Annotated in this window: 21 protein-coding genes and 1 pseudogene; 14 read left to right on the plus strand and 8 right to left on the minus strand. The window is 62.5% G+C overall.

From position 1 onward, the window contains the following. Positions 1-70: 70 nt before the first annotated feature. Positions 71-1261, plus strand: coding sequence for an arginine deiminase (locus QFZ91_RS00570; protein ID WP_373685699.1), 1191 nt, complete (start codon positions 71-73; stop codon positions 1259-1261). Between the two features lie 236 nt (positions 1262-1497). After that, complete coding sequence (locus QFZ91_RS00575; protein ID WP_176111564.1) at positions 1498-1833, plus strand: RcnB family protein; 336 nt, start codon at positions 1498-1500, stop codon at positions 1831-1833. A gap of 71 nt (positions 1834-1904) precedes the next feature. Here the strand turns inward: QFZ91_RS00575 and QFZ91_RS00580 are convergent, their stop codons facing one another. From QFZ91_RS00580 to QFZ91_RS00595, 4 genes are all read right to left on the minus strand, one after another. Continuing rightward, positions 1905-3161, minus strand: coding sequence for an MFS transporter (locus QFZ91_RS00580; RefSeq protein WP_429565861.1), 1257 nt, complete (start codon positions 3159-3161; stop codon positions 1905-1907). Then, entirely contained in the window at positions 3158-3721 is a 564-nt protein-coding gene (locus tag QFZ91_RS00585; protein ID WP_429565862.1) for a GAF domain-containing protein, read from the minus strand. Before QFZ91_RS00585 ends, QFZ91_RS00580 begins: the two co-directional genes overlap by 4 nt. A 40-nt stretch (positions 3722-3761) precedes the next feature. Then, the gene (locus QFZ91_RS00590) at positions 3762-5189 is read right to left on the minus strand and encodes an MFS transporter (RefSeq protein WP_429565863.1); all 1428 of its coding nucleotides are present in this window, start codon (positions 5187-5189) and stop codon (positions 3762-3764) included. A 68-nt stretch (positions 5190-5257) separates the two neighbouring features. Next, a complete protein-coding gene (locus tag QFZ91_RS00595; protein ID WP_429565864.1) occupies positions 5258-7042 on the minus strand; it encodes a gamma-glutamyltransferase family protein in 1785 nt (594 codons plus the stop codon). A 222-nt stretch (positions 7043-7264) separates the two neighbouring features. On the opposite strand from QFZ91_RS00595, the gene QFZ91_RS00600 reads away from it, so the two are divergent. After that, complete coding sequence (locus tag QFZ91_RS00600) at positions 7265-7942, plus strand: FadR/GntR family transcriptional regulator (protein WP_429565865.1); 678 nt, start codon at positions 7265-7267, stop codon at positions 7940-7942. Between the two features lie 42 nt (positions 7943-7984). On the opposite strand, the gene QFZ91_RS00605 is transcribed toward QFZ91_RS00600, so the two are convergent. Beyond that, a complete protein-coding gene (locus tag QFZ91_RS00605) occupies positions 7985-9310 on the minus strand; it encodes a type II toxin-antitoxin system HipA family toxin (RefSeq protein ID WP_429565866.1) in 1326 nt (441 codons plus the stop codon). 2 nt (positions 9311-9312) lie between these two features. Then, entirely contained in the window at positions 9313-9789 is a 477-nt protein-coding gene (locus QFZ91_RS00610; RefSeq protein WP_429565867.1) for a helix-turn-helix transcriptional regulator, read from the minus strand. Between the two features lie 923 nt (positions 9790-10712). Between QFZ91_RS00610 and QFZ91_RS00615 the strand changes: the two genes are divergently transcribed. The 3 genes from QFZ91_RS00615 (at position 10713) to QFZ91_RS00625 (ending at position 13235) form a co-directional block, all read left to right on the plus strand. Then, the gene (locus QFZ91_RS00615; RefSeq protein WP_176121532.1) at positions 10713-11090 is read left to right on the plus strand and encodes a hypothetical protein; all 378 of its coding nucleotides are present in this window, start codon (positions 10713-10715) and stop codon (positions 11088-11090) included. Between the two features lie 11 nt (positions 11091-11101). Further along, on the plus strand, positions 11102-11317 hold the full coding sequence (locus QFZ91_RS00620) for a hypothetical protein (protein ID WP_429565868.1): 216 nt from the start codon (positions 11102-11104) through the stop codon (positions 11315-11317). A gap of 352 nt (positions 11318-11669) precedes the next feature. Further along, the gene (locus tag QFZ91_RS00625; protein ID WP_429565869.1) at positions 11670-13235 is read left to right on the plus strand and encodes an alpha/beta hydrolase; all 1566 of its coding nucleotides are present in this window, start codon (positions 11670-11672) and stop codon (positions 13233-13235) included. A gap of 40 nt (positions 13236-13275) precedes the next feature. Here QFZ91_RS00625 and QFZ91_RS00630 read toward each other — a convergent pair whose 3' ends face one another. Both QFZ91_RS00630 and QFZ91_RS00635 read right to left on the minus strand, forming a co-directional pair. Beyond that, the gene (locus tag QFZ91_RS00630) at positions 13276-14439 is read right to left on the minus strand and encodes an endo-1,4-beta-xylanase (protein WP_429565870.1); all 1164 of its coding nucleotides are present in this window, start codon (positions 14437-14439) and stop codon (positions 13276-13278) included. Positions 14440-14805: 366 nt separating this feature from the next. Then, positions 14806-15114: a BON domain-containing protein gene (locus QFZ91_RS00635; protein ID WP_176121534.1), complete on the minus strand. Its 309-nt coding sequence runs from the start codon at positions 15112-15114 to the stop codon at positions 14806-14808. Positions 15115-15960: 846 nt separating this feature from the next. Between QFZ91_RS00635 and QFZ91_RS00640 the strand changes: the two genes are divergently transcribed. The 8 genes and pseudogenes from QFZ91_RS00640 to QFZ91_RS00675 all read left to right on the plus strand — a co-directional run bounded on the left by QFZ91_RS00640 (position 15961) and on the right by QFZ91_RS00675 (position 24471). Next, the gene (locus tag QFZ91_RS00640) at positions 15961-17115 is read left to right on the plus strand and encodes a porin (RefSeq protein WP_176111578.1); all 1155 of its coding nucleotides are present in this window, start codon (positions 15961-15963) and stop codon (positions 17113-17115) included. A gap of 191 nt (positions 17116-17306) precedes the next feature. Further along, positions 17307-18398: a LacI family DNA-binding transcriptional regulator gene (locus QFZ91_RS00645; protein ID WP_429565871.1), complete on the plus strand. Its 1092-nt coding sequence runs from the start codon at positions 17307-17309 to the stop codon at positions 18396-18398. 188 nt (positions 18399-18586) lie between these two features. After that, positions 18587-18841 (plus strand): annotated as a pseudogene (locus QFZ91_RS00650) (sugar ABC transporter substrate-binding protein); the annotation flags it as partial. A 145-nt stretch (positions 18842-18986) separates the two neighbouring features. Continuing rightward, entirely contained in the window at positions 18987-19835 is an 849-nt protein-coding gene (locus QFZ91_RS00655) for an ABC transporter substrate-binding protein (protein WP_429565872.1), read from the plus strand. A gap of 132 nt (positions 19836-19967) precedes the next feature. Continuing rightward, entirely contained in the window at positions 19968-21002 is a 1035-nt protein-coding gene (locus tag QFZ91_RS00660) for a carbohydrate ABC transporter permease (RefSeq protein ID WP_176121538.1), read from the plus strand. Then, positions 20999-21829 carry a carbohydrate ABC transporter permease gene (locus QFZ91_RS00665; RefSeq protein WP_184227006.1) on the plus strand — a complete coding sequence of 277 codons (831 nt, stop codon included), beginning with the start codon at positions 20999-21001 and terminating at the stop codon, positions 21827-21829. The genes QFZ91_RS00660 and QFZ91_RS00665 overlap by 4 nt, the downstream gene beginning before the upstream one ends. A gap of 58 nt (positions 21830-21887) precedes the next feature. Further along, on the plus strand, positions 21888-23225 hold the full coding sequence (locus QFZ91_RS00670) for a GH1 family beta-glucosidase (RefSeq protein ID WP_429442586.1): 1338 nt from the start codon (positions 21888-21890) through the stop codon (positions 23223-23225). A gap of 115 nt (positions 23226-23340) precedes the next feature. Then, entirely contained in the window at positions 23341-24471 is a 1131-nt protein-coding gene (locus QFZ91_RS00675; RefSeq protein ID WP_176378549.1) for an ABC transporter ATP-binding protein, read from the plus strand. Positions 24472-24500 lie beyond the last annotated feature (29 nt).

A 24500-nucleotide genomic window follows, 5' to 3' on the forward strand; every position in this document is an offset into this window, starting at 1 on the left:
CATGGCGAACACGGACGCGAAAGCGGGTGAATTGGGCGTCTATTCGGAAGTCGGGCAGCTGCGCAAAGTGATGGTCTGCGCACCGGGGCTCGCGCATCAGCGTCTTACCCCGAGCAATTGCGATGAACTGCTGTTCGACGACGTACTGTGGGTCGAGAACGCGAAGCGCGACCACTTCGACTTCGTCACGAAGATGCGCGACCGTGGCGTCGAAGTGGTGGAGATGCACAATCTGCTCTCCGAAACGGTCGCGGTGCACGAAGGCAAGAAATGGATTCTGGACAACCAGGTGGTGCCGAACCAGGTCGGCCTCGGCTTTATCGATGAATTGAGAAGCTATCTGGAAGGGCTCGACAATCGCAAGCTGGCCGAAACGCTGATTGGCGGGCTATCCACGCACGACTTCCCGGAAGCGCACGGCGGCAAGGCGCTGGAAGTTGCGAAGGAAGCGGCGGGCGGTACCGAATATCTGCTGCCGCCGTTGCCGAACACGCTGTACACGCGCGACACGACCTGCTGGATCTATGGCGGCGTCACGCTGAATGCGCTGTACTGGCCGGCCCGTCACGAAGAGACGATCCTGACCACGGCGATCTACAAGTTCCACCCCGACTTCGCGGGCAAGGTCAACGTGTGGTGGGGCGATCCGACCCAGGATCACGGTCTCGCCACGCTGGAAGGCGGCGACGTGATGCCGATCGGCAAGGGCGTCGTGCTGATCGGCATGAGCGAGCGCACTTCGCGTCAGGCCATCAGTCAACTGGCGGCAACGCTGTTCAAGAAGGGCGCGGCCGAGCGCGTGATCGTCGCGGCGATGCCGAAGATTCGCGCGGCGATGCACCTCGATACCGTGTTCACGTTCGCCGATCGCGATTGCGTGCTGGTGGCCCCGGACTTCATGGCGAAGACGCGCACCTATTCGTATCGGCCGAGCAGTCATCCGAGTGGCGTCGAATTGCACGCCGAAAACAAGCCGTTCACCGATGTCGTCGCCGAGGCGCTCGGGCTCAAGCATCTGCGCGTAGTCGAGGCGGGCGGCAGCGACTATCAGCGCGAGCGCACGCAGTGGGATAGCGGTGCGAACCTCGTGTGCGCGGCGCCGGGCGTCGTCTATGCATACGACCGCAACACGTACACGAACACGCTTTTGCGCAAGCAGGGCATCGAGGTGATTACGATCGTCGGTGCGGAGCTGGGCCGTGGACGTGGCGGCGGTCACTGCATGACCTGCCCGATCATTCGCGATGCGGTCGACTATTGATCAGCCAGGCGGTCCGGCTTGAAGTCGAACTTCCTTTTACTATACTTTTTAACGACTTAGAGGCAGGCCTGAAATATCGAATTTGGCATCTCGCGATTTGCAAGGATTACGTTCGATAGACCAGCGTTCGCTGCAATGAAGTTCGAGTTAATGAATCTGCGAGTAGCTGGACGATTACTTTTCACGTCAATCACGTGAATGCCCGGAGCTTTCTTCCACCGCACGGAGGTTCGAACATGAATAATCGCTTTGTTGCGCAACTCGTCGCCTTGTCGTTTGCCGGGGTGTCGGCGTTCGCGATTGCGGCTGGACCGCAGCCGCAGGACGAGGGCGGCCAGATGGCCGGTACTGGCCGTCAGCAGGTGATGCCGTCGATTCCGCATCGTGACTGGCACAAAGGCCAACGTGTGCCGACCGAATACCGTCATTACAATTTCATAATGGACGACTGGCGCGGCCACGGTCTCAATGCGCCGCCGCGCGGGCATAAATGGCTAGGCGTCAATGGTGATTATGTTCTCGTAACGACGAACAACTGGACCATCTCCAACATCGTCGCCGGAAACGAATAATGCTTCATCGCGGTGCCCAGGTAATCCGGCGACCAGGATTTAGCGCCGGGCCCTGGGCATTTCTTTGACATTTACTGCTGCGTATCGTATAGCCGGTCAGGAACGAACAATGCAGTCAGGCCGCTCAAAAAGAACACCGCGCCGACCACGAGAAAGCCGAGTCCGATCGAGAACTGCGTCGCGATAAAACCAATGACGATCGGCGCCGCCCCCGAACAGAAGCGCCCGAGGTTATACGAGCCGCCCACCGCGGTGCCCCGCACCGACGTCGCGAAACTCTCGGACATGAACGTGCCGATCGTGCCGAGCGGCACGCCGTACAGAAAGCCGAAGAAAAGCATCAGCGTGGAAATGTTGTCGCGCGTGTGCCAGAAAATGATCACGGGCAGAAAGAGCGCCGCACCGATGCAGCCGAGCACGTAAACGCCGCGCCGGCTCCAGCGATCACCGAGCCAGCCCGCGAAGATCTTACCGATGAAGGCGACCACGTACGTGCCGATCATATAGCCGGTCAGCGAACTGAACTTGATGTGCAGTTCTTTCTCGAGGTACGTCGGCAGCCAGTTGTTCAGACCGTAAAAGCCGGACAGCACGAAGATCGACGCGAAGGTCCACAGGATGAACATCGTGCGTGCCTGGCGGTCGCGGAAAATCTGCGCGTAGCGATTGTCGACGAGTCGCGTCTTGTTCGCGCGGTCGGCGGCGCGGCTCGCGAGCCATGCGGCCGGTTCGGGAACCGCGAACTTGATCGCGAACGCGAGCAGCACCGGCACGGCTGACACGTAGTACAGCGTGCGCCAGCCGTACTGCGGCAGGATCCAGCTGCTGAGCGCGATCACGACGATATAGCCGGCCGAAATGCCGGTTTGCAGCATGCCGAGCACCAGCGAGCGCCGCTCGGTCGGCACGTATTCGGCCACCAGCGTGGTGACCAGCACCATGCAGCCAATGCCGAGCGAACTGATGAAGCGCACCGCCGCGAATTCGACGAAGCTGTGCGTGAACCCGAGCATCCCCGCGCCGAGTGAGAACAGCGCGAGCGCCCACGCGACGACGCGCACGCGGCCCAGACGATCGCTCGCCCAACCGCCGGCAATGCCGCCGATCGCCATGCCGAGCAAGGTCAGACTACCGAGCGCGCCCGCTTCGACGTTGGTCAGCCCGAAGTCGTCCTTGATGCGCGACAGGGTCAGGCCGTACATCATCACGTCGGCGCCATCGGCGATCAGCGCGAGGTAGCCGAGCACGAAGACCAGCACCCAGCGGCCTTGCGAGACGGCCGGATGGGGCACGGCTGGATAGTGTTGCAGATCGGATGGTGTTTTCATGAACGCGCGACGCAAGCGGGGGATTGCGTACCCTGTTTGATGAGAGCGGGGGCAAGGAAGGCGCCGATCAGCAGGCCCATGCTTTCATGGCGGCTGGTGTACCAGCCTTCCTCGTGCGTCAGGTTCATCGTACCGATGCACACGCCGTCATAGGCGATCGGGATGTTCAGGATCGAGCCGAGACCCATACCTGTCATCACTGCATGATCGTCGAAGGCCTCGCGAATGCCTTTCGACGTGGCGGCGCGAAATGGCTTCAGCTCCTGGAGTATCTGCCGCGCCCACGCGGTGCCTTGCTTCGTTTTGCGGCCGCCCAGTGGATAGACGTCCGGCATGTTCGTGTAGACCCGTTCGACCTCGTGTCGCTGCGCATCGTAGGACATGATCGTAATCAGGCTCAGGCCTATCGCCTTTGCCGCCACCGCGTGAACCGCGCGGAACAGCTCAAGTGGCTGGCCTTTCACGCGCATCGCTAGCGCGAGGCGTTCGAGGTCCGCGATATCCAGCGTCTGCGTATCGTGCGGTGCGGATTCGGTCAGGTTGCCTTGCATCGTTTGCATCGCGTTTTGGATTGGGAAATGTGAAGAGTCGCAGTGCGATTCAGCTGTGCATGCGGGTGGAGTTCAACTGGCCTCGCGCGTCGTGAGCCGGTTCGAGTTCGCTCGCTTCGATATCTTCGAGCGAGCGGTTGCGCGTTTCGACGCCGAGGAAGAACACCACGCATGCGCCGATCACCAGCACCGTCGTGGTCATTGCGAACACACCGAGAAAGCCGAACAGCGGATAAACGAGGCCGACGAGAATCGGCGCGCTGACCGAGCCGATGCGGCCGAACGATGACGACGAACCCGTGCCCGTGGTGCGCACCGCGGTCGGAAACACTTCCGGCGTATAAGCGTAGACACCGGCGAATGCGCCGTTCATGAAGAACGACAGCGCGATGCCCGCGGTCATGATCTGTATGCCGGTGTGAGAAACCGCTAGCGTGATCGCAGCGATCCCGCCGAGCAGCATGTAGGAAGCGACCACCGCCTTGCGCCCGATCTTCTCGTTGAGCCACGCCGCCGAGAAGTAGCCGGGAATCTGCGCGCCATAGATCGCGATCGAATAGCCGAAGCTCTTCGTCATCGTCAGTCCTTCCTTGACCAGCAGGCTCGGGATCCACGAGAAGAACGAGTAGTACGCGAACGCAACCGAGAACCACATCAGCCAACTGACCGTGGTCGTGCGCGCGAGTCGCGGCGACCACAGCGCGAGCACGTTGCGCCACGCGTTGCCGCGCTTCGGCGTCGAGGCCGGCGTGGGCACCGCGTGAAGCGCGTTGGCCGCGTTCACGGGAGCAAGCGCAATGCCGCGCTCGACGAACGCCGCCTCGATGCGGCCGACGATGCCGTTCGCCTCGTCCGCACGGCCCTGGCTTTCGAGCCAGCGCGGGGATTCGGGCAGCGTGCGGCGCCACCACAGCAGCATCACGACGGGCAGCGACGTGATCACCGCCAGATAGCGCCAGCCGTCGGCGAAGTTGCGCACCACCGCGAAGCCGAGAATCGACGAGGTCAGATAGCCGAACGACATGAAGCCGACCAGCGCGCCGCAGAAAATGCCGCGATAGCGGCGCGGCACGAACTCGGCGAGAAACGGCGCGATCACGACGGTCTCCGCGCCCGAACCGAAACCCGCGACAACGCGCAATGCGAAGAACGTGTGCCAGTCTTGCGCGGTTGCGCTCGCGAGCGACGCCACGCAATAGATGGCGAGCGCGCTCATCATGATGCGGCGTCGGCCGATCACATCGGCGAGCACACCCGACAGGAATGCGCCGAAAAAATAGCCGATATAGGTGCTGCTCGCGACCAGGCCGGTCTGCGCGCTCGTCAATTGCCACAGCTCGCTGACGACCGGCAGCAGAAACGCGAGCGACGACGAATCGAGTCCGTCGAACATGTACCCGAGCCCGCCGATCAGCAGCAGTCTGCGGTGAAAGCTCGATATCGGAAGTCTTTCAAGACGGGCAGCGACGGCGGACACGGCAACTTCTCCTGAGGAAATCGCGCGACGAGGTCGCGCGTTCTGTGCTGATGGCTGCTTCGGGCCGCTTATCGGCCGATCGCGTAAGCCTGCATCTGACGCGGCGTGGCCGCGCCTCGCATCAAACCGTTGCGGATCGCGACCGCGCAGACCCGGCCGAGCGCCCACGGCTCCGTGACGGTGAGATCGTGGCCGCGCGCGCGGAGTTCGGCGAGCGTGCTGTCCGGAAAGCGCGACTCGGCGGACATCTTGCCGAGCTGCATCGCGCGCGGATAGAACGAGCCGGGGAAGTGCGAGGTCTGGAACGACGGCGCATCGGCGGCGGCCTGGAAGTTCATTCCGCCATGCACGTGCTTGAGGAACAGTTGCAGCGACCACTGATCCTGCTGGTCGCCACCCGGCGTGCCGAAGGCTGCGTACGGCTTGCCGTCGCGCGTGACGAGGGTCGGCGACAGCGTGGTGCGCGGGCGGCGGCCCGGGCCGAGTGATGAAGGCAGGCCTTCTTCCATCCAGAACATCTGCGCGCGAGTAGTCACGTTGAAGCCGAGACCCGGCACCGCCGGCGATGCCTGCAGCCAGCCGCCCGACGGCGTAGCCGACACCATGTTGCCCCAGCGGTCGACCACGTCGAGATGCACGGTGTCGCCGCGCAATTCGGGCAGTGGAGCGAAGGTCGGCTCACCCTGACCGAAGCCGCCGGCCTGCTCGCGCCCCGCGTTCGCGACGATGCGCGCGGCGCGTTGCTCGCTGTCGCCGAGCAGCCCGGGGCGGAATTCGAACGACGCGCGGCGCGGATCGATGAGGCGACGCCGCTCGCCGTTGTATGCGTCGCTGAGCAGCACGTCCATCGGCACATGGGAAAACGCCGGGTCGCCGTAGAACACTTCGCGATCGGCGAATGCGAGCTTCGAGCACTCGATCACCGTGTGCACGAAATCGGGTCCGAGGGGGTCCATCGCGCTGAGATCGAAGCCCTTCAGCAGCGCGAGCTGCTGCAGGAACATCGGGCCCTGGCCCCACGGGCCGGTTTTGTGCACGCGCATGCCCGCGTAGTCGTACGACACCGGGTCTTCGTAGGTCGGCTCCCAGCGCGCGAGGTCGCCCGCATCGAGCAGGCCGCTGTTGCGCAGGCCCGAGGTGTCGAGTACGGCGGTCGAACGGAAGTACTGGTCGATCGCGTCGGCGACGAAGCCGCGATAGAAGGCATCGCGCGCGCGTTCGCACTGCTCGGCGCGATCGCTGCGTGTGTTCGCCTCGCGCAGGATGCGCTTGTAGGTTTCGGCGATCGCGGGATTCGCGAACAACTGGTTCGGCATCGGCGCCTCGCCGTTGCGCAGCCATTGCTCGGCGGAGGTCGTCCATTCGGTGCGAAAGAACTCCTGAATCGCGAGAATCGACGATGCCATGCGCGGCAGCACCGGATAGCCGCTTTCCGCGTAGCCGATCGCATAGCTCAGCACGTCTTCGAGCGGCAACTGGCCATAGTCGCGCAGCAGCGCCATCCACGCGCCGAACGCGCCCGGCACGACCGCGGGCAGCAGGCCCGTGCCCGGCACCACGTCGAGCCCCATCTTGCGCATCCGCTCGATGGTCATGCGCGCGGGCGTCACGCCCTGTCCGCACAGCACGCGCACGCGTTCTTCGCGCGCACTGTAGAACACCACCGGCAGTTCGCCACCCGGACCGTTCAGATGCGGCTCGACGATCTGCAGGACGAAGCCGGCGGCAGCGGCGGCGTCGAACGCATTGCCGCCTTTTTCGAGGACCGCCATCGCCGATGCGCTCGCGAGCCAGTGCGTCGAGGCCACCATGCCGAAGGTGCCGATCAGTTCTGGACGGGTTGTAAACGACATGCGCGACTCCTTAGCGACGACGGCTCCGAACGATTCGAACCAACATTTAATGGTTCGACTAGAGAAAATGAAAGCGTAAGTCTAACGAAGCTGGGTTGCACCCGGTGTTAACCCGTGAGTCGCGAGCCAGTATAGCGAATCAAAAATCACCGGGAGCTGCCGTGTCAAGTCGCTGCGATTCTGGTATCGTTGAGACCAATACGAATTGGTTCACGGAACGACATGGAAAAACCGGTACTGCGTCTACTGCTTGACTACATCGCCGAACATCAGTTGAAGGACGGTGACGCGCTGCCGCCCGAACGAAAGCTCGCCGAAGAACTGGACGTGAGCCGCCGCGAGTTGCGCGCGGCGCTCGCTTCACTCGAGGCGTCGGGGCGCGTTTGGCGCGGCGTCGGCCGCGGCACCTATCTGGGCGCGCGGCCGCTGAAGTTTGCGCCGACGCTGCGCGGCTTGCGCGCCGGTACAAGTCCCGCGGATATCGCGGAAATGCGGCTGTTGTTCGAGCCGGCGCTGGCCGCGCTGGCCGCTACGAAAGCGAGTGGCGACGATCTGCAGGAACTGGAGAAATGCGCACGCAAAAATGCCGCCGCGAAAAACGACGAAGAGTGGCAGCAATGGGATCATCGCTTTCATTTGCTGATCGGACATGCCACGCGTAATCCCGCGTTGATCGCTTTGATGGAGGTGATCAACGGCATGCGGGTGAAGCCGGAGGTTCGCGAGAAAACGTCCGCGCAGGAGACGCGGCAGTTTTTCGCACAACAGCATCAGGTGATCGTCAATGCGCTGAAAGCGCGCGATGCGGACGCGGCCGCGCAATGCATGCGCGAGCATCTGCTGAGTGTGCAGTGGCGCGCGTCGGCGAAGACCGATGCAGCGGCGGCGCGGCGTGCGTGAGGTTGCCGTGGTGCCGCGCGCTGGTCAGGCGATGGCGGAGCTTTACTGCGCAAGCTTCCGGTTCAACCGGCGCATGCCGTCGAAGACCGCATCGGCCACGTCCAGCGGAAAATCGGGGGGCAGTCGCGACGAGACGGTATCGATCACCGTCTCCGTTTGCGCGCTCAACTGATCGACCAGCGCATCGACATCGGTGGCGGAAAAGCCCACGCGCTGTCCTTCTGCGACCCAATGCCGGCGCTGGATCTGATTGAGCAGGTAGTGGACGTTCTTGCCGCGAACCGCCATCGCCAGTTTTACTTTTTGCGCCGCGAGACGTCCCGCACCGCTGCCGATGATCGGATGCGCGGACAGCACGTCGTAGAGCGGCGTGGCTTCGTAGCGATTGCCGGGCAGATGCGCGATGCTGAAGTTCTTCGCGTGGCCATCGGTCGCGGCGAGCAGCCAGAAAACCAACTGCGTCGCGAAGAAGTTGCGGCGGTCCGTCGTCGCGCGGGCGGAGCCCGCGAGTATCTCCATGATCGCCTCGATGCCCGGTCCGCCGTCGGACTCGTACTTGTGCAGCGCCGACGTACCAGTGGCCTGGCACATGTCCTCCTGCGGCAAACGCACGATCCACGTGGCGTCGCTCGACAAACGGCGATCGAAGCGCTCGACGATCAATACCTTCTGTTCGTCGAATCGCGCGATTTCGCAACGCGCGACCGGGAGGCCGTAAGCCGCGACGATCCGCGAGCACAGCCATTCGTTTTCCACCGACGTGCGCATATCGGCGCGCATGTTGCCGACGAGCCCGAGCGGCAGCTTGAAGATGTGCGTGGTCGGCGTGCTGCCTTCGGGCAGCAGCCAGCGGTTGTGATGACGGAGCAGCGCGGTTTTTTCCTGCGCACCGGCGATCGACAGACGCAGGTCTTCAAGCGGATCGTGCTGCCCGAGCGGCGCCGCCGTCGTCGTGCCGCGCAGCAGCGCCGCGATGTCGCTGTCGCTGAGTTCGCGGCCGTGGATGCTCGTCAGGTCATTCGGCTCTTCGTCCGGCGGCAGCAGTTGCAGAGCGCCGACGCAGTCGCGTCCGAGCGTGGTGAGCAACGCAAACGGCGTGGTGCTGCCGGTCCGGTAGCGCGCGGCGATACGGCGCCGGATCGGTTCGCTGTCGGGCAGCAGATTGTCGAAATAGTCGGCGACGATCTGGCCGCGATACGGTTGATTGCCTGGTGTGAACGGCAGCGATAGCGATAGCGGCCGTCCTTGCGGATCGTCAATCCATTCGTCGGCATAGGTCAGACGTTCGGCGCTGCGTGCCGTTTCCCAGGCGCCGACCCGCAGGCCGTTCATCCATAGGTTCAGACGGTTCGGTGTGCTGCGCGCCATGCTTACCAGTCCTCCCGTTTCTCGCTCGTGCTGGCCGCTTTGGTTGCCTTGGCGGGCTTGACCGCTTTGGGCTTTTGGGCGGTGCTGGCGGATTTGGTCGCTTTGGCGCTGGTGCCCGATGCCTGGGCTGCGGCGCGGTCGCTGGCCTCGCCGGGCGATGTCGTCGCCGCGCGCTGCGCCGCAGCTTGCGTGCGCGTGGCGCGTATGGCGTTGCCTTTTGCTGCGGCCGGCGGCGCGTCTTCCACGGCCACGCTTTGCGTCGATCCGCTCGGAGTGAGCTTCAGATCGACCTGCAAGACCCGTAACACCCTGAAAAGCCGTTCGACGCTGACGGCCGAGGGATTCGCTTCGAGTTGCGCGTAGGTCTGTTGGGTGACGCCGAGATGGGCGGCCATCGCGGTTTGAGTGAGCCCGGCGGCCTTCCTGAAGCCCTGCAGGATCGGTCTGAGCTGGCTCAGTGTCTTGATCGCGTAGTCCACGGTGGATCTCCGGTTCGGCTGCGGCGGCGTAACAGGTCAAAACCTGTAGATTGCGCATACAGTCTATATGCTGTATTTAGCAAATACAAGCTAAAGACTGTTAATGGTGAGCGCGGAATCATTTGAAACGCTGTCCCTTTCACGCCAGCCATCACGCAACTAACGGTCAACCGCGCACCGCCACCCCTTCGCTGCTGCGCAGCCAACCGCCGCAGGCAAGGTGTGATCGACCGGAGCCCCGTTAGCCGGCAGACGACGGCCTGAGATCCGCTGTTCACCGATGAAGATGATGGACAAACGCATCAATAGAAAATCGCATGTAATGCCAGAACGCAAGCGTCCCGAACGTAAATCGACAGATTCACATCGTTTTCAATTAATGCGATCCAATCAGGAAGACGAACATTCACGAAAGGAAGAAGAAACCGTGTTCGGATTGCGTGGATAGAACACTGAATAGCCATCGATAAAAATCGCCAGCAATATCGCCAGCGCCCAATCGAGCGCAGGATAACCGATGAATGTTGACGCGCATTGCATCGCATTCGTTTCGCTCGTCGAATGAAATTGACGCAAATTTCACGCGGCGTGCATCGAGCGGAAATGAGCTTGGAAATTGCAGAAAAGGCTGTAGACTCTATAGCGTGCGTTACGCGGCGATGCCAACGCGATTCCAATCGTTGCGCGCACACAGCATGTGTGCAAATCACTCCAATCCGTCACGAGATTTTCTGCCATCAAGGTGTCTATTCGCTGATACGACTCAACGCTAATAGAACCTGAACCGGCGAACTACGCCGACCGATGAACCTGAAAGGAGAATCGACGAGACCCACGGACCACTCTTCCAAATAACGCGATCGACACCGCCGGATGCGGTCGCCGGCCGGCCGCTGGAGAACATAACTTCCCTGGAGTATGTGATGGCAAGCAAACCACAATGGCGAACGCTGTTATCTGTGACTTTTCTGTCGCTGGCAATGATGGGCAACGTCGCGCGTGCGGAAAACATTCCAATCGTCACGGGTCAGCAATGGATGCAGTCGACCGACGAGCAGAAGAAAGCGTATCTGGTCGGTATCTCGAATGTGATCGACATCGAGCGCGCCTATGCCGGCAACACGGCGAACAGCAATGACATCGCGCAGCGCTTCGGCAAGGGCATGCAAGGCCAGACACTCGACAGCGTGCGTCAAGGCCTCGACAGCTACTACGCGGCCAATCCCACGATGATCCAGCACCCGGTGATCGAGACTCTCTGGTTCCAGATGGTCGTGCCCGGCCTGAAGAAAAATCAATAAGGAGAACGATCATGAAACGACTTGGGTGGATCGTCAGTATTAGCGCGCTGGCTGCGATGATCGGTTGCACGGACATGAGCCCGCGGACGCAGGGAACGATAGGCGGCGCGGCACTCGGCGCGGGCGCCGGTGCGGGCATCGCGGCGATCTCTGGCGGCGACGCGTGGACCGGCGCGATCATCGGCGGCGCGGCGGGCGGCGTGGCCGGCAATATCCGCGGCCGTTAGTCATTGCCAGCGAGCAGGCAAGCCGGGGCGCGACACGGATTGCGTGCCGGCTTTTCGTTATTGACGCGCACGGCCCGATGATGTGGCCTTGATGGGCAGCACATAGGCGTCGGGCGAAGCGAGCTCGGAAGCATCGCGGGCATATCTTGCCTCTCCAGCATGCCGTGCCAATCATCCGGTCATACACAGTCTTCGTCGATGCCGCGCCGCGCGCTCCGACGACAAAGTTTGAACCGCTGATTAAAAGCCCTTAGGATATCCACACCGGAAGCCGTCGCGATGACGGCATGCGCACACCACGCAGAGAGCAGCCTGCGCGCGGTGCAACCTTCATCTCATCAAGAGAACACGAATGCTGCGCACGTCGCTGAAGGTAATAAAGATAAGTGCATGGGTCGTGGTGCTGCTGGCGGTGCTCGCATTGGGACTACGCGCGTGGTATTCGCAGCGCGGGCCAGAGCTGTCGGTATGGCACACCTATGTGCCGCGCGAAATGACCGTCGAAGAAATGGACACCGCCGACTGGAACGCGTACATCAAGGCGGAAAACCGGATTTTCGAAGACGTGCGCGTCAATGTCGTCGATAAGATCCGGCCGTCCGAGCGCATTGCGGCGAACCGTTATTACGAGGGCTCGCCGATCTTTCCGTGGAATTTCGCCGAAAACTGGAATCGCTCGTACATTCTCGAACCGTCGGGCCCACCCGTCGGTGCGGTCGTGCTGCTGCACGGCATGACGGATGCGCCGTATAGCATGCGGCATATCGCGCGTCGATATCGCGATCGCGGTTTTGTCGCGATCGGCATCCGCTTGCCGGGACATGGCACGGTGCCGGCGGGGCTCACCGACGTGCACTGGAAGGACTGGACCGCAGCCACGCGGCTCGCGGTACGCGAAGCGCGACGTCGCGTGGGGCCGGACAAGCCGATCGAGCTGGTCGGGTTTTCGAACGGCGGCGCGCTCGCGCTGCAATATGCGCTCGACGCGATCGAGAATCCCGCGCTCGCGCGTCCGACACGCGTCGTGCTGATCTCGCCGATGATCGGCGTTACGCGCTACGCGCGCTTTGCCGGTCTCGCCGGATTGCCCGCGGTGCTGCCGGCCTTCGCCCGCGCCGCGTGGCTCGGCATCGTGCCGGAGTTCAACCCGTTCAAGTACAACTCGTTTCCTGTAAATGGCGCGCGGCAGTCCTATCTCCTCACGAGCGTGATTCAGGAACAGATTGCGCGCCTCGAGCGCGAGAACCGGCTCGATTCGTTGCCTCCTATTCTGACGTTCCAGTCGGTGACGGATTTCACGGTCAGCACGCCGGCGGTGATGTCGTTGCTCTACGACAAACTGCCTGAGAACGGCAGCGAAGTCGTGCTGTTCGACGTGAACCGCAGCGTGCGTTTCAGGACCTTCCTACGCAACGCGTCGTACACGGCGCTCTCGCGACTGCTGCGCATCGGTCCGCAGAACTATCGCACGACGGTGATCGCCAACGTGTCGCCGGATTCGGCGCATACCGTCGAGCGCAGCGTTTATGCGGGAGAAGTGCAAAAACGCGAGAAGCCGCTGGACATCGATTATCCACAGGATATTTTCTCGTTGTCGCACGTGGCGATTCCTTTCCCGATCACCGACGCACTGTACGGCATCGCGCCGGACGATTCGGAGAACTTCAACGAGAACCTCGGCACGCTCGCGCCGCGCGGCGAACGCGGCACGCTGATTCTGACGCTCGATTCGATGTTCCGCATCGCGTCGAATCCGTTCTTCCCGTATCTGCTGCAGCGGATCGACGAAGGCATCGGCAAAATGCCGCCGCCGGTGGTCAAGTCACCGCCGCGCACGCACGAAACGGCGGGCGGTCCGCGCGACGATTTCGCGCCAGACCTGAACGCGCTCGAGGAGGCGGGCTCGGACGAGCCTTGAGGTGTGGATCGCCATCCGCTCTTCCGCGCGAGGACCGACATTACGGCTGATACGACGAATCGACGATCGTCCACAGCGCCGCTTTCGGCTTCAGGTTCGCATCGAACGGCAGCGGCAGGTTGTTGCGCGGCACCGGCTCCGACGTCAGCCACGTGTGCTTGTCCGAGTAGCCCCAGAACGTCACCGCCTTGATGCTTGGCTCCTGCTCGAATAGGGCGAACACCGCGCGATAACGCTCGGCCTGCGCACGCATGATGTCGTTCGGAACCGGATGGCCGAGGTCTGGCAGACACGCATGCGGATTGCTCCAGCATTCTCCCGGATCGGCATAGAGGCTCATGTCGAGCTCGGTTACCTGGTTTTCGAGGCCTAGCGCGGCGACGTCGTCGAATGCCTGCTTGATGTTCGGCAGTGGCGGCCAGTTCACGCTGATGTGCATCTGATGCCCGACACCGTCGATCGGCACCCCCTGCGCTCGCAAGTCGCGGATCACGGCGACCAGCTTTGCGCGCTTGAGCGGGTCGTCGGTGTTGTACTCGTTGATATAGAGCTTCACGTCCGGGTCCGCCGCGCGCGCCGCGCGGAACGCGATCGCGATGTAGTCCTTGCCGAGAGCGCGATACCACGGACTGTCTTCGCGATAGACCTGATGCGGATCATCGCTGATCACTTCGTTGACGACGTCCCACGCATAAACCTTGCCTCGGAAGTGTGTGACGACGTCGGTTATGTATCGATCGAGCCGCTTCGCGACGATGTCGCGATAGTGCGGATCTTTCGGATCGCCGGCGAAGAACCAGTCCGGCGCCTCGGTCCAGCCGCCGGCCCTGAAGTGCCACACGAGCGTATGGCCGCGCACTGCAATGCCGTGCGCCCGAGCGAACGCGACGATCCTGTCGGCCGGCTCGAAGTTGTACTTGCCTTCCGCGACGCCGATCGTGCCCGGCTTCATCTTGTTCTCGGCGGTCAGGCTCGAGAACTGAGCGGCGATCAGCGTCGCGTCGGCGGGGCTGTCGATCGAATCTGGTTCGATGGCCGCGCCGACCTTGAAGTGCGCGGCCATCATATTGCGCAGAGGCGGCAGCGTTTCGGCGGGCGCCGCGGCGAGCGGCGGGCCGTCATGAGCGACGGCCGCCTGGTCGAGCGCGCAGCTTGCGGTGCATGTGAGCGTACAAATGGTGGCGGCTGCGCAGAGCATGCGCATCGAGGTCCTTAGAGGACGCACTCCTGGTCTCCTGTGAGCAAATGCCGGTTCGGCTGCTTTTCTAACTACTTGTAACGTTATCGGTAACAGTGACGATGTTAAGCAGCGTGCCGCGTCCCCGCTATGAGGGATTTACCCGACAGATCAAGGGGATGACGAAAGGTAGATGAGCGTCGAGTCGACCGGTTTGACCCGGCACGGGATGAAAGCGCTTTCAGGTAGGGGTGCACAAACCGGCCGCGCGGCTGACCGTGCGAAAACAGGGCGCCAGTCATCCAATCCAACTGGCGGAACAGAAAAACCGAATCCCTTCAACGCGCGGGGTCTGCTTCAATCGTCGTCCGCGCGCCGCGATTCAGTTCGATCTCAATGCCCGTTCAACGAGCCACCGTCGGGCGTGAGCCGGTTGTCCACCGAGGTGACGCCGGGCACCGACATCGCAGCCCGTTCGGCACGCGCGACATGCTCCCGCTCGGGCACAAATCCGAGCAGCATGATTTGCCCGGAGTGGGCAAAGACAAACACATGTGACATCCCGACGCCGCTGTGCGCCTCCGCAACCCGCACGCTATGAGCGAGTTGTTGGTCGGTGGCTTGCGAATCCTGGGCATAGGCAACCGGCGCGATTGCGCCTGAAATCAGCAACGCGAGCGTAGAAACAAGGGTTGTTTTCACGATACCTCCTTATTAGCACCAAGGTGTGCCGGCAAAATCCGCCGGCAAATCTTCCGGTCCGACTCAATGCGAGGCCTCGGAAGTGCATTGGACAAAACCCCTCTTTCACTGCTTGCGTCGCGGTTATCGCGATTGCGCGTCGAGGTTTGGCCAGTTGGGGGCGTTGGGCGGTCAAGCCGTCGCCCGCAGAAAAGTTCGCAAGGGCAGCGTGTTCGAGCGGGACGCCGCAGGCGCGGCGTGGCGGGGAACAGCGAGAGCCGAGGGATGGGAGCTGGTTGGAGCGTTCGTGACGGAGCGCGAGAGCCAGACGGATGCGCTGACAATCCCGCACTCAGCCTGCAATGCGGCTGAGCCCGGCTCGTTGCCCGGCATCGTATGCATTGATGATAGTCGCTAATGTCCGCCGCTGCTGACTGCTCCGACGCCGGTTCGTCAAGCGCAAACCGTCAATGCACGCCAGCCGGGTCGTTGCATCTTCGCAACAACAAGCGCGAGATTTTTCTTGCATTTGAGTGCGCTTCCCTTGTTAAGCGAGTGCTGAGCGACGCGCGAGACGGGTTTGCGCATCCTCTCGGTTCGTGAATTCAAACGGAGTTCCGACGCTTGTGACCATCACGTAATGGTCACAAAGCAGGGTGCTACTGCGGGATCGGGCGGCGCGCAACTGTTATCGATAACAGCGTTTTCCCTGAGCCGTTAGTTCGATGCGCGGCGCAAGGTCATCCCTATAATCGCCTCGAAATGTGATGCGGATACGACGCGAACATTTCGGCAAGAGGGGAAACGTGTGAGAACGCGTGCGTCCTGTGCGGCTTGGAGACGCCAAAATATATATAGGATATCTAAATGAAGAAGAAGCTTATTGCTGTGGCTGTGATGGCAGCCGCGACGACGGTGGCTCATGCGCAGAGCAGCGTCACCCTGTACGGCCGTATCGACAACGGCATCCAGTTTGAAACCGGCCTCCCGGGCGGCCACCAGTGGTCAGCCCAAAGCGGCGATTGGGGTTGCTCGTGGTTTGGCCTCATCGGTTCTGAAGACATCGGCGGCGGCACGAAGACGATCTTCCAGTTGGAGGGTCAGCTCAATACGATGACTGGTGCATCGGCGGGCAATCTGTTCGGCCGTCACGCAACGGTGGGCTTTACGAACGACAGCTGGGGTCTGTTCAAGATCGGTAACCTCGGCGCCGGCGAACTGGCGCAGGACAGCTGGGGCACCGACCCACAGGTGATGCAGCGCTACGCGATCTCGACCCTGGTGCGCGGCCGTAACTGGACGAGCACCAGCAACGGCGCGGAGTACAACTCGCCGGTGCTGTTCGGCGGCCTCGTGCTGAAGGGCCAGTATTCGCTGACCAACAACACGAGCTGGAACTCGGCGCCGGTCAACGCGGCGGGCGTGCCGACCGGCCAAGGTCGTACGAACGCGGTTGAGGGTATCTATACGTGGGGCTCGGGCGACTTCCGGGTGATCTACGACGAAGTGCGCGGCGCCAACGGCACGTTCAACAACGTGTACTCCGCTTCGCGCTACGTTCTCGCGGGCGGTACGTACGTACTCGGTCCGGTCAAGCTGTACGCTGGCTACCAGCACCTGAGCGCGCCTGACGCAACCAACGCGAGCGTGGGCGTGACCAATGCGTCGCAGCCGCTCGGCGTCAGCGCGCCGACCAGTGTGAACCACGAATGGTTCGGCGCCGCATGGCAGGTCACGGCACCCACGCTGTTGACGGCCGCGGTCTACCACGCGAACGCGAACAACGGCAACGGCAACGCGACGCTGTTCACGCTCGCCGGCACGTACGCGCTGTCGAAGCGCACGTTCCTGTACACGGAAGCGGGCTATGTGCACAACAGCTCGACGTCGAACCTGAACCTCGGTAACGGGCCGTACGGCAACAACAACTTCAATCCGGTGACGGGCACGTCGTCGAACAGCAACCCGAACTATGGTCAAAGCCAGACTGGGGTCTTCGCCGGGATCATGCATTCGTTCTGAGTTGAGGTTGCCTGATCAGCAATCGTAGTGATCTCTTTGTTTCAAGGACTGTTTCTTTCTCTTTCATAGAGAGGCCGGTGCGACGCCTCCTCCACCCTCGTCGCATCGGCTGCTTTTTCGATTTCATCATCGGACGAACTGCGTTTCTTCATATCTGAAAGCGCTTTCATCACAGGATTCGGGCAGAACTCATGACCCACGACGGCTCAAACGACAACCCCGGCGCGCCCAAGGTACCCAACGTACCCGTTGCGCCCAACGTGACGCTCGAGGCCATCGCGCGCGCGGCCGGCGTTTCTCCGAGCACCGTATCGCGGATCCTGAACGGTTCTGCGCGTGTGCTTCCCGCCAAGCAGCAGGCGGTGGAGGAGGCAATCGCGCGTTTCAACTATCGGCCGAACGTGCTCGCGCGCAGTCTCGCGAGCGGCCGGACCGAAACGATCGGCGTGTTGACACAGGCCGTATCGAGCCCGTTTTACGCCGAGTGGCTGCGCGGTATCGAAGAGTCGCTTTCCGAGCCAGGCTTTACGCCAATCTTCGTGAGCAGCCGCTGGAACATCGCCGACGAAAAGGCGCGCCTCGAACAGTTCATCGCGCGGCGCGTCGACGGAATCATCCTGCTGCACGCGCAACTCGATGAGTCGACGTTGACCGACTACTCGCGGCACGCACCGATGCTCGTATTGGGCCGCTCGGTGCACAACAGCGCAACGCTCGCGGGCCTGCCGATCGACAACATGCAGGGCGCGCGCGACGCGACCCATCATCTGATCGAGCAAGGCCATCGCGAGATCGCGTTCATCGCAGGGCCGGCCAGTCACGAGGATGCGATCGAGCGCCTCGTCGGCTACCGGACCGCGCTCGAGGAAGCGGGCATCGGCTTCGATGCCGACCTCGTCGAGCAGGGCGATTACCTCGAAACGGGTGGCGTCGCCGCGATGGAGCGCCTAATGGCGCGCCATCCATCGTTCAGCGCGGTGTTCTGCGCAAACGATCAGACCGCGTACGGCGCGCGCCTCGCGATGTTCCGCCGCGGCGTGCGGGTGCCGGACGACGTGTCGCTGGTCGGCTTCGATGATCTGCCGACTTCGTCGTACATGACGCCGCCTTTGACGACGGTTCGCCAGCCGACTTATGAAATCGGCCGACTCGCCGCGCAGGGCATCGTGCAAATGATCCGCAAGCAGTCGATCGCACTCAGCCCGATCCCGCTCACGCTCGTGACGCGTGAAACCACGCGGCGAATCACCCCGCCGGTAGAGCGGGGGGATACGCATGTGTAGCGGCTCTTTTTTCGCCTCGGCGTGAAAGCGCTTTCAGGTATCGACAGTCAAGCAGAGATTCAGCAGCACATTCGGCACCAAGCAAAGCAGCACCAAGCAAAGCAGCACCAAAGACAACAGGGGAAGCAGGTCGCAGCAACCGGGTATTCATCAAATGCAGTTCAAACAGGTTTTTTAGGAGACGAGTAATGAAATTCCGCTTTTCAGGCTCTGCCGCCGCCGTTCTGCTCAGCCTGGCCGCAGTCGGCGCGCACGCCAACACCACGTTGAACGTCGCGGTCTTTCCGAAGCTGGATCAGGAAATCAAGGACGCGCTGCCGGAGTGGAAGAAGCTGCATCCGGACGTCGACGTCAAGGTGTCGTCGCTCCAGATCGCCGATCACCACAACGCGATGACCACCGCTCTCGCGACGAGCTCGAATCTGCCCGACGTGATGGCGGTCGAGGTCGGCTTCATCGGCCGCTTTGCGGCGGGCGGGGGTCTCGAAGATTTGTCGAAGGCGCCGTATAGCGGCGGGCCAGTACAAGAGCCAGTTCATCAACTACACGTTCGCGCAGGCGACCACGCAGGACGGCTCGATCGTCGGCATGCCGGCCGATATCGGTCCGGGCACGCTGTTCTATCGCAAGGACATTCTCGACAAGGCGGGCGTGACCGAAGCCGATCTGACGAAGTCGTGGGACTCGTATCTGGCAGCTGGCGTGAAGATCAAGAAGGCGACGGGTGCGTATCTGATGGCATCGTCGCGTGATATCGAGGACATCTACATTCGCGCCGACCTGAAGGAAGGCGACGGCGTGTACTTCGACAAGGCCGGCAATCCGATCGTCACGTCACCCCGTTTCGTGAAGGCGTTCGAACTCGCGAAGAAAGCGCGCGAGCTCGGTCTCGACGCGAAGATCACGCCGTGGTCGAACGAATGGGCCGAGAGCTTCAAGCGCGGCACCGTCGCGACGCAAATGATGGGCGCATGGCTCGGCGGCCACCTGTCGTCGTGGATCGCACCGGACACGAAGGGCCTGTGGCGCGCGGCCAATCTGCCGAATAACGCGTACGCATCGTTCGGTGGCACGTTCTGGTCGATTCCGGTGAAAGCGACGCAAAAGCCGATGTCGTGGGAATTCATCAAGTTCCTGACGACCCGCAAGGAAACGCAGCTCGCCTCGTTCCGTTCGATCGACGCATTCCCGTCGCTGCTCTCCGCGCAGACCGATTCGTTCTTCGCCGAGCCGGTCGCGTTCCTCGGCGACGAGAAGGCGCGTTTGATCTGGCGTGATGCGGCATCGCACATCCCGGCGATCCAGCGCAGCAAGTTCGACCAGGTCGCCGAGGAAGCGGTGCACTCGGCGCTCGACAAGGTCGTCGACGATGGCGCAGACGTGCATACCGCGCTGCAGGAAGCGCAGGACCAGATCGCCCATCGGGTCCGCCGTTAAGCGGTATTGACGCAAGGTCGCGGCACGCTGCGTGCCGCGGCCGAAGTGTCTCGCAGTGCGCTGCAAGTCTGCTGCAAACAGCGTGGCCGGTCATCGAAGACCCGCCCCACGCCCGACTGGACGGAACTATTGATGAACACTCCGCTGCCCACGACCGAAGAGGTCGCCCGCGATGCACGCGTGAGCGATGTGCTGAGCTCGCCCACGCCGTTCGCCGCGCCGCGCAAAACTTCGCGGCTCGATCCGGTGAAGGTCGCACCCTACCTGTTTCTCGGCCCGTTTTTCCTGCTGTTCGCGCTGTTCATGGCATTTCCGCTGCTGTTTTCGCTGTACCTGTCGTTCCAGAGCTGGGACGCGACGGCAGGGCTCGCGAGCATGAAGTGGGTGGGTCTGTCGAACTTCACGTTCACGCTGACCGACCCGTGGTACTGGAAGTCGCTGTACAACACCGCGTCGATGGCAATCATGTCCGGCGTTCCGCAGCATCTGGTGGCGCTGCCGCTGGCGTTCTTTCTGCAAACCGCGTTTCGCCGCTGGCGCAACCTGATGGTCGGCCTGTACTTCCTGCCGTTCATCACGTCGAGCGTTGCGATCGCACTGATCTTCTCGTCGCTGTATTCGACCGACTTCGGCATGATCAATCTCGCGATCGCCGAGCTCGGCAAGCTGCCCGGCCTGCACTGGATCGTACCCGCGCATCCGATCGAGTGGCTATATAACCCGAAGAACGTCAAGCCGGCGGTGTCGGTGGTGATCTTCTGGCGCTATGTCGGCTGGAACACGGTGCTGTATCTGTCGGCGCTGCAAACCATTCCGAAAGACCTGTACGAGGCCGCACGCATCGACGGCGCGAACGGCTGGCAACAGTTCACCCGCATCACGATTCCGCTGATCAAGCCGATGATTTTCTTCGCGGTCACGCTGTCGATCATCGGCGGGCTGCAACTGTTCGAAGAGCCGTTCATCCTGCTGCCGAACGAAGGCATGGGTACCAGCCAGTCCGGCCTGACGACGGCCGTCTATATGTATCGCACCGCATTCCACGACGGTGATTTCGGCACCGCGAGTTCGATCGCATGGCTGCTGTTCATCTCGATCGGTGCGTTGATGTGGTTGAACACGCGGATCTTTCACCGCAGCGGCATGAACGAGGAGACACAGCGATGAAATCGTCGAACAACAAGGGCCGCTATATCGGCTATGCGATCGTGGTGGCCGGCGCGCTGCTGATGTTCTCGCCGTTCTACTTCATGTTCGTGTTCGCGACGCACACCAGCTCCGAGATTTTCTCGATGCCGCCCCCGCTGTGGTTCGGCAGCGCGTTTCTCGACAACATGGCCTCGCTGATGCGGCACATTCCGTTCTGGCGCAATCTCGGCTGGAGCTTCTATACGGCCGCGATGCAAACCGTGCTGACGCTGCTGGTCACGTCGATGGCCGGCTACGCGTTCGCGATGTACGAGTTCCGCTTCAAGAAGACGCTGTTCGCGATCGCGCTGACCGCGATGCTGGTGCCACCGTTCCTCAGCATGATTCCGACCTTCATGACGATGAACCTGCTCGGCTGGATCGATCAGCCGCGCGCGCTGTATGTGCCAGGCGCGGCCGCCGCGCTCGGCGTGTTCCTGATGCGCCAGTACGTCGCATCGGCGATCCCATCCGAGCTGATCGAGGCGGCGCGCATCGATGGCTGCGGTGAATTCCGCATCTACTGGAGCATCGTGATGCCGCTGCTGGGACCGGCGCTGGGCACGCTCGGGCTGATCAGCTTCATTCAGGCATGGAACAACTTTCTGTCGGCGCTGGTCGTGCTGCGTTCGCCGTCGATGTACACGCTGCCGCTCGCGCTGCGCATTCTGCAAAGCCCGACCAATTCGGATTGGGGCGCGGTGATGGCGGGTTCCGCGGTCGCGGTGCTGCCGTTGCTCGTGCTGTTTGCGTTCACCTCGCGGCGTTTGATCGACGGTCTGACGACCGGCGCGGTCAAGGCCTGAGATTTTTCCTTTCATTTTCACGCCCTGGCGGGCATGACCATTCGGGACAACAACATTTATGTCGACGTATCGATTCAACGAAGACTTCGTCTGGGGCGTGGCCACCAGTTCCTATCAGATCGAAGGCGCAGCGCATGAGGACGGCCGTGGCCCGTCGATCTGGGACGCGTTCTGCCAAGTGCCGGGCAAGGTCGTGAACGGCGAGAACGGCGATGTCGCATGCGATCACTATCACCTTCTCGAGGAAGACCTCGATCTGCTGGCTGAACTCGGCGTCAATGCTTATCGCTTCTCGATCGCGTGGCCGCGCGTGCAGCCGACCGGCCGCGGCGCATTCAACGAAAAGGGTCTCGCGTTCTACGAGCGCCTCGTCGACGGATTGCTCGAGCGCGACATCCAGCCGTTCGCGACGCTTTATCACTGGGACCTGCCGTTGTCGCTGCAGCATACGCAAAACGGCTGGGAAAGCCGCGACACCGCCTATCGCTTCGCGGACTATGCGCGCAAGATCGGCAGCGTGCTCGGCGACCGCGTTGCATCGATCGCGACGCACAACGAGCCGTGGTGCACCGCATGGCTCGGCAACGCGACCGGCTATTTCGCGCCGGGCAACGCCGATCTGAAGAAAGCCGCGCACGTCGCGCACCATCTGCTGCTGTCGCACGGTCTCGCGTTGCAGGCGTTGCGCGCCGATGGCGTGAAGGCGCCGCTCGGCATCGTCCTGAACCAGTCGCCGGCGCACGGCGCGACGGATTCGCCTGAAGACCAGGCCGCCGCGTCGCTCGAATACGCGAAGTTCGTGCGCTGGTACATGGACCCGCTGTTCAAGGGCGAGTATCCGGCCGAGGCGCTGGAATGGTACGGCGCGAACGGTCCGCAAGAGGCGATCCTGAGCGGCGATTTCGATGTGATCGGCACGCCGATGGACTTCCTCGGCATCAACTACTACACGCGCATCTTCGCGAGCGCATCGGGCGAGAAGCGTCCGCCGGGCGTGCTCGGCTTCACGGACATGGATTGGGAAGTCTATCCGCAAGGCCTCACCGAATTGCTGACCCGCATCAACGCCGACTACAAGCTGCCGCCGATCTACATCACCGAGAACGGCTGCGCGGCCAAGGACGTGCTGGCTAACGGCCGCGTGCATGACGCCGAGCGCGTGCGCTTCTACGACCTGCATCTGGCCGCGTTGTCGGACGCGGTGAAACAGGGCGTCGACGTGGCCGGCTATTTCGCCTGGAGCCTGATGGACAACTTCGAATGGGCGTCGGGCTACGACAAGCGCTTCGGCATGGTCTACGTCGACTATGCGAGCCAGGAGCGCACGCTGAAGGACAGCGCGTTGTGGTATCGCGACGTGATCGCGCAACACGCCGGCGTCGCGGCCGTGCGCTGACGCGCACGCCCGGCGGCGGGCGCACCGAACCTCGCGTGGCGCGACAGTAGTGGGGCAGTGGGATAGCGTCACGCGGGGTCTGCAAGTACAAGGACTGAGGAGGAGGAGGCATCAAATGGGCGAACTCGTATTGCGCAACGTCTCGAAGACGTATGGCGAAGGACCGCAGGTGATTCAGGGCATCGATCTGCATATCCCGGACGGCCAGTTCACGGTCTTCGTGGGACCGTCGGGCTGCGGCAAGTCGACGATGCTGCGCATGATCGCGGGGCTCGAGTCGATAACGGGCGGCGACATTCTGATCGACGGCGTACGCGTCAACGATCTGCAGCCTACGGATCGCGGTATCTCGATGGTGTTCCAGAGCTACGCGCTCTACCCGCACATGACGGTCGCGGAAAACATGGGCTTTTCGCTGAAGCTGTCGGGCAAGTCGAAAAACGAAGTGCGCGAGGCGGTGGGCCGTGCTGCCGAGATTCTGCAGATCACGCATCTGCTCGAGCGCAAACCGAAGGCGCTGTCGGGCGGCCAGCGCCAGCGCGTCGCGATCGGACGGGCGATCGTGCGCAAGCCGCGCGTGTTCCTGTTCGACGAACCGCTGTCGAATCTCGATGCGGCGCTGCGCGTGCAGATGCGTATCGAACTCGCGAAGCTGCATCGCGAACTCGGCACGACGATGATCTACGTCACCCACGATCAGGTCGAGGCGATGACGCTCGGCCAGCAGATCGTCGTGTTCAACAAAGGCCACATCGAGCAGACCGGCGCGCCGCTCGAACTGTATGAGCGACCGGCGAACCGCTTCGTCGGCGGCTTCATCGGCTCGCCGCAGATGAACATGCTGGCCGCGACGCTGGTGTCGCAAAGCGATACGCAAACCGTCGTGGCGCTCGCCGGCGCGAGCCAGCGCATCGTGCTGCCCGGCCGGTCGGCGCAGTCGCTGAGCGGCGAGCTGACGCTGGGGGTGCGCGCCGAGCATCTGGACATCGGCTCGCTCGACGACGGTCTCGCCGCGCATGTCGAACTGGTCGAGCATCTCGGCGACGTGTCGCTGCTGCATGCGCGACTCGATGGCATGGCGCACGCGATCACGCTGAAGCTCGACAAGAAGGACGCGCAGCATGCGGTCGGCGCGCGCGTCGGGATCAAGGTGGCGTCGTCGTCGGTCACGCTGTTCGATGCGAACGGCGCCGCGGTGAGTCTCTCGCGACCCAAAGTCGGCGAGGACGTAGGCGCGGTCGTTTGACAGGCCGATGCCGACGAGCGAGCACCAGC

It is taken from the genome of Paraburkholderia sp. JPY419, assembly GCF_050435705.1.
GTDB classification, from domain to species: domain Bacteria; phylum Pseudomonadota; class Gammaproteobacteria; order Burkholderiales; family Burkholderiaceae; genus Paraburkholderia; species Paraburkholderia youngii.

Excerpts from the sequence above, each read along its gene's own strand:
- QFZ91_RS00585 (WP_429565862.1), bottom strand. The coding sequence starts at position 3,721 with ATGCAAACGATGCAAGGCAACCTGACCGAATCCGCACCGCACGATACG.
- QFZ91_RS00620 (WP_429565868.1), top strand. The coding sequence starts at position 11,102 with ATGAAACGACTTGGGTGGATCGTCAGTATTAGCGCGCTGGCTGCGATG.
- QFZ91_RS00665 (WP_184227006.1), top strand. The coding sequence starts at position 20,999 with ATGAAATCGTCGAACAACAAGGGCCGCTATATCGGCTATGCGATCGTG.
- QFZ91_RS00605 (WP_429565866.1), bottom strand. The coding sequence starts at position 9,310 with ATGGCGCGCAGCACACCGAACCGTCTGAACCTATGGATGAACGGCCTG.
- QFZ91_RS00575 (WP_176111564.1), top strand. The coding sequence starts at position 1,498 with ATGAATAATCGCTTTGTTGCGCAACTCGTCGCCTTGTCGTTTGCCGGG.
- QFZ91_RS00580 (WP_429565861.1), bottom strand. The coding sequence starts at position 3,161 with ATGAAAACACCATCCGATCTGCAACACTATCCAGCCGTGCCCCATCCG.
- QFZ91_RS00670 (WP_429442586.1), top strand. The coding sequence starts at position 21,888 with ATGTCGACGTATCGATTCAACGAAGACTTCGTCTGGGGCGTGGCCACC.
- QFZ91_RS00570 (WP_373685699.1), top strand. The coding sequence starts at position 71 with ATGGTCTGCGCACCGGGGCTCGCGCATCAGCGTCTTACCCCGAGCAAT.
- QFZ91_RS00675 (WP_176378549.1), top strand. The coding sequence starts at position 23,341 with ATGGGCGAACTCGTATTGCGCAACGTCTCGAAGACGTATGGCGAAGGA.
- QFZ91_RS00600 (WP_429565865.1), top strand. The coding sequence starts at position 7,265 with ATGGAAAAACCGGTACTGCGTCTACTGCTTGACTACATCGCCGAACAT.
- QFZ91_RS00630 (WP_429565870.1), bottom strand. The coding sequence starts at position 14,439 with ATGCGCATGCTCTGCGCAGCCGCCACCATTTGTACGCTCACATGCACC.
- QFZ91_RS00615 (WP_176121532.1), top strand. The coding sequence starts at position 10,713 with ATGGCAAGCAAACCACAATGGCGAACGCTGTTATCTGTGACTTTTCTG.
- QFZ91_RS00640 (WP_176111578.1), top strand. The coding sequence starts at position 15,961 with ATGAAGAAGAAGCTTATTGCTGTGGCTGTGATGGCAGCCGCGACGACG.
- QFZ91_RS00645 (WP_429565871.1), top strand. The coding sequence starts at position 17,307 with ATGACCCACGACGGCTCAAACGACAACCCCGGCGCGCCCAAGGTACCC.
- QFZ91_RS00625 (WP_429565869.1), top strand. The coding sequence starts at position 11,670 with ATGCTGCGCACGTCGCTGAAGGTAATAAAGATAAGTGCATGGGTCGTG.
- QFZ91_RS00595 (WP_429565864.1), bottom strand. The coding sequence starts at position 7,042 with ATGTCGTTTACAACCCGTCCAGAACTGATCGGCACCTTCGGCATGGTG.
- QFZ91_RS00660 (WP_176121538.1), top strand. The coding sequence starts at position 19,968 with ATGAACACTCCGCTGCCCACGACCGAAGAGGTCGCCCGCGATGCACGC.
- QFZ91_RS00655 (WP_429565872.1), top strand. The coding sequence starts at position 18,987 with ATGCCGGCCGATATCGGTCCGGGCACGCTGTTCTATCGCAAGGACATT.